10 protein-coding genes are annotated in these 12,785 nt (G+C 45.7%); 2 read left to right on the forward strand and 8 right to left on the reverse strand.

Going from position 1 to position 12,785, the window contains the following annotated elements:
- Positions 1–8: 8 nt before the first annotated feature.
- Positions 9–983 (forward strand): GTP 3',8-cyclase MoaA, encoded by a 975-nt coding sequence (gene moaA / locus ACEPPX_RS07820; RefSeq protein WP_416623574.1) that lies wholly within the window; start codon positions 9–11, stop codon positions 981–983.
- Between the two features lie 314 nt (positions 984–1,297).
- Positions 1,298–2,965: a bifunctional metallophosphatase/5'-nucleotidase gene (locus tag ACEPPX_RS07825; protein WP_416623575.1), complete on the forward strand. Its 1,668-nt coding sequence runs from the start codon at positions 1,298–1,300 to the stop codon at positions 2,963–2,965.
- Between the two features lie 211 nt (positions 2,966–3,176).
- Here ACEPPX_RS07825 and ACEPPX_RS07830 read toward each other — a convergent pair whose 3' ends face one another.
- From ACEPPX_RS07830 to ispC, 8 genes are all read right to left on the reverse strand, one after another.
- Entirely contained in the window at positions 3,177–4,577 is a 1,401-nt protein-coding gene (locus ACEPPX_RS07830; protein WP_416623576.1) for an L-serine ammonia-lyase, read from the reverse strand.
- A gap of 155 nt (positions 4,578–4,732) precedes the next feature.
- The gene (gene lpxA / locus ACEPPX_RS07835) at positions 4,733–5,509 is read right to left on the reverse strand and encodes an acyl-ACP--UDP-N-acetylglucosamine O-acyltransferase (RefSeq protein ID WP_416623577.1); all 777 of its coding nucleotides are present in this window, start codon (positions 5,507–5,509) and stop codon (positions 4,733–4,735) included.
- Between the two features lie 54 nt (positions 5,510–5,563).
- Entirely contained in the window at positions 5,564–6,019 is a 456-nt protein-coding gene (gene fabZ / locus ACEPPX_RS07840; protein ID WP_047761047.1) for a 3-hydroxyacyl-ACP dehydratase FabZ, read from the reverse strand.
- A 13-nt stretch (positions 6,020–6,032) separates the two neighbouring features.
- Positions 6,033–7,076 (reverse strand): UDP-3-O-(3-hydroxymyristoyl)glucosamine N-acyltransferase, encoded by a 1,044-nt coding sequence (gene lpxD, locus ACEPPX_RS07845; protein ID WP_416623578.1) that lies wholly within the window; start codon positions 7,074–7,076, stop codon positions 6,033–6,035.
- 98 nt (positions 7,077–7,174) lie between these two features.
- Positions 7,175–7,687 (reverse strand): OmpH family outer membrane protein, encoded by a 513-nt coding sequence (locus tag ACEPPX_RS07850; RefSeq protein ID WP_416623603.1) that lies wholly within the window; start codon positions 7,685–7,687, stop codon positions 7,175–7,177.
- A 37-nt stretch (positions 7,688–7,724) separates the two neighbouring features.
- A complete protein-coding gene (gene bamA, locus ACEPPX_RS07855; protein ID WP_416623604.1) occupies positions 7,725–10,133 on the reverse strand; it encodes an outer membrane protein assembly factor BamA in 2,409 nt (802 codons plus the stop codon).
- A gap of 8 nt (positions 10,134–10,141) precedes the next feature.
- Positions 10,142–11,479 (reverse strand): RIP metalloprotease RseP, encoded by a 1,338-nt coding sequence (gene rseP / locus ACEPPX_RS07860; RefSeq protein ID WP_047761050.1) that lies wholly within the window; start codon positions 11,477–11,479, stop codon positions 10,142–10,144.
- Positions 11,480–11,488: 9 nt separating this feature from the next.
- Positions 11,489–12,676, reverse strand: a complete 1,188-nt coding sequence (ispC, locus tag ACEPPX_RS07865; RefSeq protein ID WP_416623579.1) for a 1-deoxy-D-xylulose-5-phosphate reductoisomerase — start codon at positions 12,674–12,676, stop codon at positions 11,489–11,491.
- Between the last annotated feature and the right edge of the window lie 109 nt (positions 12,677–12,785).

Here is a 12,785-nt window from a genome sequence, read left to right on the forward strand (position 1 = left end):
AGAAAACCATGTTAACCGACGCATTTGGCCGAACCGTAGACTACCTGCGCATTTCCGTAACAGACCGTTGCGATTTGCGTTGCACCTATTGTCTGCCCAAAGGCTTTAAAGGTTTTTCCATCCCCAAAGAATGGCTCACCATCGAAGAGCTTGGGCGCGTAGCCTCCGCATTTGCCCGATTGGGAACCAAACGCTTCCGGCTCACCGGCGGAGAACCGCTTTTACGCAAAGGCTTAGCCGAATTAGCTGTGGAAATCAACCGCCAACCCGGTGTAGAAGATATTTCACTCACAACAAACGGTACGCAATTAGGCAAACATGCCCACAGCTTGCGGGAAGCAGGTGTACGCCGTCTGAACATCAGCCTTGATTCACTGCGCAACGACTGTGTTAAAGACATTACCGGCACAGATTGTCTGCCCCAAGTTTTGGAAGGCATAGAAACTGCGAAAGCAGCCGGTTTCGAGCGCATTAAAATCAACATGGTTCCACTCAAAGGCGTTAATGACAACGACTTGGACGACATGGTAGCTTTTTGTATCAGAAACGGCTTTATCCTCAACCTGATCGAAGCCATGCCCATGGGAACAACGGGACAAGCGCACGCTAAAGTAAATCTACAGCCGGTACTGGCAGAACTACAACAAAAATTTAACCTGACCCCCTATCAAGGCACAATCGGCGGCGGTCCTGCCCGCTATTGGCAGAGCCGCAACGGTGAATTTACTCTTGGCTTGATTACACCGATGAGCCAACATTTCTGTGCAACCTGTAATCGTGTCCGTCTCTCTGCCACCGGCAATATCCATCTCTGCCTCGGACAGGAAGACAAAGTTGCCCTACGCCCTATGTTACGGGACGGTTGTACCGATGCCGAACTGGAGCAAACTATAAAGAATGCACTCCTACTTAAACCTGAAAAGCACGAATTTGTCGAAAATCCTAAAAAAATCATCCGGGTTATGGCTTTAACAGGCGGCTAGGCCGAAACAGCCGCACGGCAAACAACTTAAAATACCTACGGCAATGACTTTTTACCGTAGGTATTTTTACTAGACGAATACGTTTCCGAAAACTCTTCAACAAAACAGAGTAATAATCGAATAATTTTCAGGCAACAATAAATATGCACACCACCCAAATATTCATTATGAATAAACAATGTATGGCAAATTATCATACCGTTATTTACTAACTGTTTGTTCCATATTTTAAAATATAAGGTTTTTCAACCCCAATATAATTTAACTGCATACAAGGCTTAAAACGCCTCCTTGAATATTATGGAGTATTACCAATGAAAAAAACGCTTTGCACTTTATTTATGTTATCCGCCGTAAATATGGCGGTAGCAAAAGAGGTGAATATTAAATTCTTAGGAACATCGGATGTTCACGGCCGTATCGTACCGTGGAGCTATGGTGCTGATGTAGAAGACCGCTCAGGTTCATTTTCTCAAATTGCAACTTATGTCAATCAGGTTCGCCAAGATCCTAAAAATAAAAATGTAATTTTGGTTGATATTGGTGATGCTATTCAAGATAACCAAGTTGAAGTATTTGCCAAAACACCAGAATATTACAATGATAATCCGGTTCCCAAAATATTGAATGCGATGGGATACGATATTTTCATTCTTGGCAATCATGAATTTAACTTTGGTATGCCGGCATTAGACGCTATTGTAAAAGATATTAAAGCTAAAACATTAGCGGCTAATTTTTACTATAAAGATGGCCGTCGCTATGCGGAACCCACGATGATTATCGAACGCGAAGGAGTTAAGCTCGGTATTATCGGCTTAACAACGCCGATGTCTGCAATTTTTGAAAAAGATACAGGGCATTTGGATAAAATGAAATTTACTTCACCGATTGAAGAAACCAAAACCCAAATCGCAGACTTAAAAGCAAAAGGTGCGGATGCCATTATAGTGCTTGCCCACATGGGAATCGAAAATGAAAATGAGATTCCGGATACAGGTGTTGCCGATTTAGTAAATTCAGTAGATGGTATCGATGTCATTATTGCTGGGCATATGCACAAAAATATCCCAAGTGAAACAATTAAAAACACATTAATTACTGAACCTCACCGTTATGGAACCGTAGTTTCCGAAGTCGATTTGAATTTTGATGTAACTGAAAACGGCAAAGTAAAATTACTCTCTAAAACCTCTAAAACCGTACCTGTAAAAGATTTTGCAAGCGATCCTACAATCGAAGAAATTTATAAACCGTATCATGATGAGCTGCGTAGAATGAATAATGTAGTCATCGGTGAAACAGCAAATGACATGGTTCCGCAAGGTAAAAACCACGGTGTCTCTATTGCATTCTCACAAGATACTGGCATGTCTTCTTTTATTACTGATGCCCAGTTACATTATAGTAAAGCCGATGTTGTTTCTTTCGCTTTTGATTATGAAACCGTGCGTTTGGATAAAGGTCCGATTAAGAAAAAAGATATTATTTATAATTACCGATATGCAGGCGGGGATGTAACCGTTTATGAATTAACCGGCAAACAGCTTAAACAATATATGGAATGGTCGGCCGACTATTTCGACACCATTGAAGCAGGTGACAAAAATTACCGCTACAATGAAGTGCGTGGTAAATCCAAATATGTCACCTTTGATATTTTTGGCGGGGTAAATTACAACATTGATCTGCGCAACCAAAGCGGGAATAAGATTACCGGCTTAAAATTAGCCAATGGTAAAAAAATTACCGATGATATGAAATTGAAAGTCGGTATGAATTCTTACCGTTTTGGACAACTCATTAAAAAAGGCGGTATTTTTGAAGGGCAAACTATCCCTGTATTATGGGAATCTAAAGTTGCAATGGGGTCCGAAGCCGGAACAATCCAAAACATGATGATCGACTACCTATCCAATGTGAAAAAAGGCAAAATTGACGGACGCTCCCACCAGCGCTGGAAATTAGTAGGTTTAAATTAATTTAAAAATAACAAGGCCGGAATTTCAACATTCCGGCCTTGTTATTGAGTTGGGCTATTTTATTCGCAAATAATGAAGCCGTATAAATAAACGGTTTTCTTAAAGATCATTTATAAATCAAATCCGGTTCAAACCCAAATATACTGAGGCCGTCTGAAATATTTCAGACGGCCTCAGTATATGACTGAAAAATAAAACCGTAACAGCGCAATCAACATTCCACTACACGTACCGATACCGGTACGGGTTTTTGCTGTAAGGTAACGGCTAAGCCGGCCAACGAGGTTTCTTTATAAGTCGATTTCATATCACGCCCGGTTTGCAGCATGGTTTGAATGACTTCATCTAAAGAGACCTTTTTCCCGGTGCCGTCTTCCAACAATGCCAAAGCACCCAATTTCAAAGCTTTTTCGGCAGCAATTCCATTACGCTCGATACAGGGGATCTGAACCAAACCGCCAACCGGGTCACAAGTGAGGCCGAGGTGGTGTTCCATGGCCATTTCTGCGGCATTCTCCACCTGTTTCGGTGTTCCGCCAATTGCTTCCGCATAAGCACCTGCCGCCATCGAACACGCCACGCCGACTTCACCTTGGCAGCCGACATCCGCTCCGGAAATAGATGCATTGGTTTTATACAAAATGCCAATCGCCCCGGCAGTCAGCAGAAAATTTTCTACGCGCTCTTGGCTCGCATGCGGGTTGAATTTACGGTAATAATGCAATACTGCCGGAATAATGCCGGCGGCACCATTGGTCGGTGCCGTTACCACCCGCCCACCAGCGGCATTCTCTTCGTTGACTGCCATCGCATATACCATCGGCCACAATTGCGTATTTACAATTTCAGTCTCACGCAACACTTTGAGCTTGGCCGCCAATTGCGGGGCACGGCGGCGCACATTCAGGCCACCGGGCAAGTTACCGTCAGACCCCAATCCGCGCTTAATACAACCTTCCATCGCATCGGCTACTGCGGCCACACGTGCGCGCACTTCCGCCTCACTACTGCCGCTCAAGGCCATTTCATTGGCGAGCACCACTTCACAAATATTCAATTGTTCTTCACGGCAACGCGCCAATAATTCGGCTGCGCTTTTAAATGGATACGGCACGGCCGTTTCAACAGTCTGTTCTTGCCCGAACCCTTCTTCGGTTACTACGAATCCGCCACCCACCGAATAATAAACCTGACTAATTAAACATTCACCGTTTGCATCATAAGCACTGAAACGTAATCCGTTAGGATGTAACGGTAAGGTTTCATCACCGTGTATCAACAAATCGGTATCCGGGTAAAAAGCCAAGGTACGGCCGCGCAAATGTAACTCATGCCGTTCGCGGATACGTTGCAAACGGGCAGGCATATCAGCCAAAGGAACATTATGCGGCAAGCTTCCTTCCAAGCCGAGCAAAATGGCGTCAAACGTACCGTGACCTAAGCCGGTTAAAGCCAGCGAGCCATAAGTTTCGGCAACAATACGCTGGACTGATTCCAACAGACCGTTTTGTTGCAAACTGTCTGAAAATGCTGCTGCAGCCTTCATCGGGCCGACCGTATGGGAACTGGAAGGGCCTAAGCCGATTTTAAAAATATCAAAAATGCTGATCATGGTGAAAATATCAAATCCTCAAAACGTCATCATACTGCGGTTATACCGATACGCCTAGCCTTAACAAGGCAGACCACTTAAAACAGATAGCCTGGCCGATAAAATATGCCGTCTGAAAACTTTTTCAGACGGCATAATGCTTCGGATTTTGCAGTCTAACGGATGATACCGCGCGTAGATACTTTGAAAAAGTCTTTAAATACTTTCAGTTCTGGGGCTGTATCACTGAGTTTTAAAACTTCCGCCTTAGCCTCTTCCAAGCCTAAGCCCTGACGGTAGAGTACTTTGTAAACATTTTTTATGTTCGATATTTGCTCTGCACTGAAGCCACGGCGGCGCAAGCCTTCGGTATTCAAACCGGCCGGTTCCGCCCGGTAGCCTGCCGCCATAACATAAGGCGGTACATCTTTATGTACGCCGGCGGCAAAAGCAGTCATGGCATGGTCACCGATAATGCAGAATTGATGTACTAAGGAATAACCGCCGAGCAATACCCAATCGCCTACGGTTACATGGCCTGCCAATGAAGCATTGTTAGCAAAAATAGTATGGCTGCCGACTACGCAATCATGTGCCAAATGTACATAGGCCATTATCCAGTTATCATCACCAATACGGGTTTCACCTATACCCGTTACCGTACCGAGATTGAAGGTCGTAAATTCACGGATGGTATTGCCGTTCCCGATAATCAGGCGTGTAGGCTCACCACGATATTTTTTATCCTGCGGAACAGCACCCAGTGAAGCAAACTGAAAAATTTTATTATTCTCGCCTATTGTGGTATGCCCCTCAATCACAGCATGAGGGCCGATTTCAGTACCCGCCCCGATTTTCACATTTGGCCCGATAACGGTATAAGCACCAACCTTTACGCTGCTGTCCAACTCTGCCTTAGAATCAATAAGGGCGGTAGGATGAATCAAAGTCATGCACCTCTCCTATGGTTTTTAAGGCCGTCTGAAAAGCTTTCAGACGGCCTATAATTACATTTCTACTTCACGCTTAGCACACATAATTTCGGCTTCAACAGCCACTTGGCCTTCTACTTTGGCCGTTGCCTTGAATTTGCCGATACCACGCTTGCTGGTAATTAGTTCAACCTCAAATACCAACTGGTCTCCCGGAATCACCTGGCGCTTGAAGCGAGCATTATCAATCCCCGCAAAGAAGTAAATTTCATTCGGATTACGTCCGCCTTCGCTGAGAATTGCCAAAGCCCCACAAGCTTGTGCCAATGCTTCAATAATCAACACACCCGGCATCACAGGAAAATCAGGAAAATGACCTTGGAAATGTGGCTCATTCATGCTGACATTTTTTAAGGCTGTCAAGCTTTTCATGCTTTCGAAAGCCGTAATACGGTCAAGCAGTAAAAACGGATAACGGTGTGGAATTAATTTTTGAATGTCTTTCACTTCAATAGGTAGTTGGATATCCATGGGTTTGTTTTCCTTATTCATTATCTGATTGCAAAGCGGCAAGGCTTTGTTCCAGTTGTTTGATGCGCTTTGACATATCGCTCAAATGGCGGACATGAACAGCATTGCGGGCCCACTCTTTATGAGTTTGCAAGGGATAACAAGTAGCGTAGTGACCCGGCTCTTTAATCGAATGAGTAACGGCCGTACCGCCGCCGATAGTGGTTTTATCGGCAATTTCAATATGACCGACAAACATGGCGGCACCACCGATGATGCAATACGATCCGATTTTTGTACTACCGGAAATACCGGCACATGCAGCAATAACGGTATGCTCGCCGATTTGACAGTTGTGCCCGATTTGAACCTGATTATCGATTTTCGTACCTTTACCGACAACCGTATCGGCCATAGCACCTCTATCAATCATACTGTTAGCACCGATTTCCACATCATCGCCTAACACTACGGCACCAGTTTGCGGGATTTTAAACCATGAGTCTCCCGCAAAAGCCAAGCCAAAACCATCGGCACCGATAACGCTTCCGCCATGAATCTCCACACGCTTTCCCAATGTACAGCCATGATAAATCACAACATTTGGATGCAGTACCACCTCATCACCCAAGCGGCAGTCATGCTCCACGACTGCTCCGGCCAAAATACGGCAACCCTCACCTAATACGGTATGACCACCGATATAAACATGGGCGCCGATTTCACAGCTGGCCGGTACTGTCGCCGTCGGCTCGATAACCGCTGTCGGATGCACGCCAGCCACAGCTTTTTCCACCGGTGAAAACAGTCGTGCTACTTTGGCAAAGTATAAATAAGGGTCGTCTGCAACAATCAGATTACGCCCCGCAAACTCTTCCGCAACTTTCGGGGATACGATTACCGCCCCTGCATGACTCGCGGCTACCTCTGATTTATATTTCGGGTTGGCCAAAAAGCTTATATGGTCGGCGGTTGCAGATGCCAACGGTTGTACTGCGGCAATAGCCACATTGTCGCCGTGCCAAGTGCCGCCCAGTGCTGCGGTTATTTCGGATAAAGTATAAATTTGCTGATTCATAAATGCAGGTTGCTTCAAAACAGTAAATATCTACATACCTAAGGAAATAATCATATGTTTTTAATATGATTTTCCTTCACATATTTTTATAGTATGTCTTATTGTGCATTAAGCGCTTTAATCACGCTGTCGGTAATATCAAACTTACTGTTTACATATACCGCATCCTGCAAAATCAGGTCATAACCTTCTTTTTTAGCCAGATCGACAATCACCCGGTTGGCACTTTGCTGCAAAGCGGCAAATTCCTCATTTCGGCGCAAGTTATATTCTTCGGCCAACTTGCCTTGCTGCATGCGGAACTGTTGAACCAGCTCTCCTAACTGGCGAACGACTTTTTCACGCTCCGCACCTTGCAACTTACCTTCTTGTAATTGTTTCTCCAGAGCTTCACCTTGCTTTTGCAACTTCTGGAGTGACATTTGTTTGTCTTTGAATTCTTTTTCCAAAGTCGTCTGAATGCGCTGCGCCTGACGTGATTCCTGATATACCCGCTCGGTATTGATAAAACCGAGTTTTTGAAGGTTCTCCGCCGCTAAAGCAGGAGCTGTCAATACACAGCCCATAACAGCTGCCATACTCCAACGGACGAAACAACTATTTGCTTTCATCATACCCATTCTCTTCTGTAATAGTTTTTACCCGGTTTTAGAATGTAGTGCCGAGCTGGAATTGGAACCGTTGGATCTCGTCACTATCTTTTTTATTCAGCGGATAAGCATAACTAAACTTCATCGGGCCTAAAGGCGACAACCACGTTACAGCAACACCTGCAGAATAACGCAACTCTTCTTTGAAAGTAGAACGGTGCGATTCTTTGCCGTATACGCTTTGCGATACATTATTGACTTTATAATCGCTATTAGTCGTAGAACTGCCGGTACCCCCGTATGTTTTACCGTCCCAAACACTGCCCGCATCGGCAAATGCGCTTAAACGGACAGTACGGGAATCTTTAACGCCCGGCATTGGGAACAGCAATTCAGCAGAAACGTTAGCCTTTTTATTACCACCGTAACTGATTTTATCACCGTCATCATCATAAACTTTCGGGCCGAGCGAACCACTTTCATATCCGCGTACAGAACCCAAACCACCACCGTAATAGTTTTCAAAGAACGGTAATTCTTTGGTTTTACCATAACCGTTGGCATAACCGACTTCTCCCCCCAACATCAGGGTGAAATCTTTATTAAGCGGGAAGAACCAGGTTTGGTTATGCGTGAGGCTATAGTATTGTAAGTCTCCACCTGGCAATCCACCGTTCAGATTCACGCCGGTAATGTAGCCGCGTGTCGGCCATAATGCATTATCTGTTTTATTACGCCCCCAACCTACACCGCCTTTAAGAATCCAGCCTTTGAATTTACCGATACCTTCGGCACCTTCACCATACTGTTTAATAAAGTCTTTATAACGCTTCGGTGCCCCGGTATAAGTGTTTACCGTCAGGTTTTCTGCACCCAAATTAAAGTTAACACGGTCATACTCCGTAACCGGCACACCCATTCTGATACCGGCACCGAAAGTGGTAGTTTTATATTGCTGGGAGCTTGAGGAGGCTTTACGCGGGTCATAAACACGCCCGTAAAGATCATAACCCAAGCTCACGCCATCGGGTGTGAAATAAGGATCGGTAAATGACAATGAAGCGTTTTGGGTAGTTTTACTGCGCGAAGCCCGAGCAGATACAGATTTACCCGTACCGAATAAGTTATCCTGAGCCACACCCAGCGACATTACCAAACCTGTATCCTGAACCCAACCGGCACTTAAATCGAGGGAACCGGTAGAACGTTCATTAACCGACATGTTCAAATCTACTTGATCCGGCGTGCCGGCTACGGGGCGGGCATCAAATTGGACGTTATCAAAATAGCCCAGCAATTCAACTCGCTCTTTCGAACGTTGCAGCTTAGAGGTATCGTAAGGTGCCGACTCCATTTGGCGCAACTCACGACGTACTACTTCATCTCGGGTTTTATTGTTACCGGTAATGTTGATTTCATTTACATAAATCTTACGCCCCGGTTCTACATGCAACACAAAATCTACCACTCGGGTTTCGGGATTCGGCACCGGCTGTACATTTACTTCACTAAAAGCATATCCCGCACTACCCATAGCCGTCTGAATTGCCTGTAAGCTGTTGACCATGCGCTCACGTTCGTACCAACGGCCTTCTTTCATAGTCAGCAGTTTATACAACTCTTCTTTCGGCACATCTCGAGTATCACCCTCAATCTGTACCTTACCCCAACGATAACGCTCACCCTCATGTACCGTCACATTGATGGTCTGCTTGGTTTTATCATCATTGGTTTGCACATCGGCATTAAGTATGCGGAAATCGAAATAACCGTTATTATGATAAAATTCGGTTACACGCTCCAAATCTTGTGAAAATTTCTGCTCATTGAACTGATTGCTCTTGGTTAACCATGTCCACAAACCACCCTCACTAAGTGACATTTGATTACGCAGTTTGCGATCTGAATAACGCTCGTTACCCTCAAAGCTGATATCAGTAATTTTGGTACTAGCTCCCTCATTGATTTTAACGTCAACCGCAACACGGTTACGCGCCAAACGGTTTACTTCGGTCGTAATCTCAACAGACTGTTTGCCACGACTGATATATTCCTGTTTTAAGCTGGCTACCGCCTGATTCAAAGTTGCTTGGCTAAAAGGTTGTGACTGGGCCAAACCCATAGCGGCAAAATTTTGTTGAATGGCGTTGCTAGGCAACATTTTCGCACCACTAATATTAAGCGTGCTGATAGTCGGACGCTCTACCACGGTCAACAATACCTGATCACCCATCGTCTCGACACGCACATCATCGAAAAAACCAGTCGCGTAGAGGGTTTTGATAATTTCCTCACTCTTGGCATTGGTGAAGGTATCGCCGACTTTTACCGGCAGATAGTTGAATACCGTGCTCGGCTCGGTCCGCTGCAAACCTTCGACGCGGATATCCTGAATAGTAAAATCGGCCAATGCCAGCGGCGAAAGGCTCAGCATCATCAAGGTTGCGGTAAGGTGTTTCAGTTTCATCATAAGTTTTATCCAAGCAAACGGGTAATGTCGTTAAAGAAAGCCACCAGCATCAGCATCAGCATTGCTGCCATGCCCAAGCGCAAACCCAACATTTGAATGCGCTCGCTCAAGGGCTTACCTCTTATCCACTCGGCGGTATAATACACCAAGTGACCGCCGTCCAAAACCGGAATCGGCAATAAATTCAATACACCTAAGCTAACGCTTACCAGTGCTAAAAATTCCAAATAACTTTGCAAACCCATAGCTGCCGTACGTCCGGCAACATCGGCAATCGTCAGCGGCCCGGAAATGTGACTGGTTGAAGCTTGGCCTGTCAGCAATTTACCGAAAAATTTTACTGTCATTACCGAGTAATTCCACATCTTTTCAGTACCCATTGCAAAGGCTTCTCCAATGCTGGGCATATATTGATGGCGGATTTTTTCATCCCACGCTTTATCCCGCTCTGCAGCTACGCCTACTTTACCCGACAACATTCCGTTAGCGGACATCTCCGAATCAGGGCGCAATTGGGTTTTGGCGACAGCACCATCACGACCGTATGTAATCTCTAGGTTTTTACCCGGGCTGTTCCGAAACAATACCACCCAGTCTCTCCAGTCGGATAACTCGCGACCATCAGCAGCAAGTAAAACGTCGCCTTTTTTCAAGCCTGCGCGCTCAGCAGGACTGTTAGGCGCAACCAAACCGATTTTATTGGTTAACTTAAACGGTACGAAGCCGATATTGCCTTCCTGCTTTGCCACATTTTTAGCAGCCTGCGTACCTGCAACATCAATCGTGCGTGTGGCGTTAGTAGCATTTTCTGTTTGCACATCTACGGCAACCTGGCCTGCTTCCAAATTCAAGACTATTTCTGCTTGAGCATCCGTCCAATCTTTCACTTTGGTACCGTTTACCGACAGAATTTTGTCGCCAGGCTGAAAGCCTGCTTTTGCAGCAATACTTGCCGGCTCGACCATACCTACATACGGGCGTATTTCTGTAACGCCGAATGAGAAGCTCAAACCGTAAAACAATACTGCCAACAGTAAATTAGTAAGCGGGCCGGCTGCTACAATCGCGATACGCTTTGCCGGGTGCTGTTTGTCGAAAGCGTAGGGTAAGTCGGCTTCTGGCACCGGGCCTTCCCGGGTGTCGACCATTTTGACATAACCACCCAACGGAATCGGTGCCAAGCACCATTCAGTATCTCCCCGCTTTTTCTTATAAAACGGCTTGCCGAATCCGACACTAAACCGCAATACTTTCACGCCAAACAGGCGCGCAACGGCATAGTGGCCAAATTCATGCAGGCTCACCAAAATCAAAATAGCAACAATAAAAGCTAAAATAGTCAAAACTAATCCCTAACCCTGCAAACCGGAAATATATTGTTGCGCGTGGGAACGGGTTTCCGTATCCTGCGCCAACAAACCGTCCAAATCATTTAGGCCGTCTGAAAATTCCTGCTGTAAACAATGTTCCACTACTTGTGCAATATCAGTAAAGCGGATCTTACTCTGCAAAAAAGCGGCTACCGCCTCTTCATTAGCGGCATTCAACACGCACGGCGCACCACCGCCCGCATACATTGCATCATAGGCCAATTTCAAACAAGGAAATCGGACAAAGTCGGGCTTGCTAAAAGTCAAACCGCCTAAACTACCGAAATCCAAAGCATCCACACCCGACTCGATACGCTCAGGCAATCCCAAACAATAGGCTATCGGCGTTCGCATATCAGGAGTTCCCATTTGTGCCAGTACCGAACCATCCAAATAGCGTACCATACTGTGAATCACACTTTGCGGGTGAATTACGACTTCGAGTCTGTCGGGCGGGCATTGGAATAACCAATGCGCCTCAATCAGCTCTAAGCCCTTATTCATCATAGTGGCTGAATCTACCGAAATCTTCTGTCCCATGCTCCAGTTAGGATGCTTCACTGCTTGAGCCGGCGTAATACTTACAAAATCAGCCAAATCGGTATTTAAAAAAGGGCCGCCCGAAGCAGTCAGGATGATTGACCGTATCCCGTGTTCATCCAATCCGCCCCGATAATTCGTCGGCAATACTTGGTAAATAGCATTATGCTCGCTATCGACCGGCAAAACCCGGGCACCACTATCTTTGGCCGTCTGCATAAACAGGGCACCGGACACAACCAAGGTTTCTTTATTAGCCAGATAAATAGTCTTGCCTGCACGGGCAGCAGCCAATGCCGACGGTAGTCCTGCCGCTCCGACAATCGCAGCCATCACCGCAGTAACCTCTTCTGCCTCTGCAACATCAATTAAAGCCTGTCGACCATACAATACCTCAGTTTCACAGTGCACCTCAATCAATCGTTGCGAGAGCTGTGAAGCATGTTCGGCATCCGCCACCACGGCGTATTGAGGGCGAAAGGCCAAACATTGTTCGGCTAATTTCTGTACCTGTTTGTGGCCGGCCAAAGCAAAAATACGAAATTTGTCGGGATGTCGTGCCACTACATCAAGCGTACTCTCACCGATGCTGCCGGTACTTCCCAAAACGGTTAAGACTTGTCGGGTCATGATTTGGTTCTTAATTTAAAAACCGCACTAAAATATTGATGCGATCTTGATATTTATATAACCGCCTAAAAAAAGGCAAATTCAGACGGCCTGCCGAATATGCAATGCC

This window comes from Neisseria sp. S1, assembly GCF_048060015.1.
Classification (GTDB): Bacteria; Pseudomonadota; Gammaproteobacteria; order Burkholderiales; family Neisseriaceae; genus Neisseria; species Neisseria arctica.

Bases quoted from the DNA above. Each gene is read 5' to 3' on its own strand.
- lpxD (WP_416623578.1), bottom strand. From the start codon at position 7,076: ATGAATCAGCAAATTTATACTTTATCCGAAATAACCGCAGCACTGGGC.
- ACEPPX_RS07825 (WP_416623575.1), top strand. From the start codon at position 1,298: ATGAAAAAAACGCTTTGCACTTTATTTATGTTATCCGCCGTAAATATG.
- lpxA (WP_416623577.1), bottom strand. From the start codon at position 5,509: ATGACTTTGATTCATCCTACCGCCCTTATTGATTCTAAGGCAGAGTTG.
- moaA (WP_416623574.1), top strand. From the start codon at position 9: ATGTTAACCGACGCATTTGGCCGAACCGTAGACTACCTGCGCATTTCC.
- ACEPPX_RS07830 (WP_416623576.1), bottom strand. From the start codon at position 4,577: ATGATCAGCATTTTTGATATTTTTAAAATCGGCTTAGGCCCTTCCAGT.
- bamA (WP_416623604.1), bottom strand. From the start codon at position 10,133: ATGAAACTGAAACACCTTACCGCAACCTTGATGATGCTGAGCCTTTCG.
- fabZ (WP_047761047.1), bottom strand. From the start codon at position 6,019: ATGGATATCCAACTACCTATTGAAGTGAAAGACATTCAAAAATTAATT.
- ispC (WP_416623579.1), bottom strand. From the start codon at position 12,676: ATGACCCGACAAGTCTTAACCGTTTTGGGAAGTACCGGCAGCATCGGT.
- ACEPPX_RS07850 (WP_416623603.1), bottom strand. From the start codon at position 7,687: ATGAAAGCAAATAGTTGTTTCGTCCGTTGGAGTATGGCAGCTGTTATG.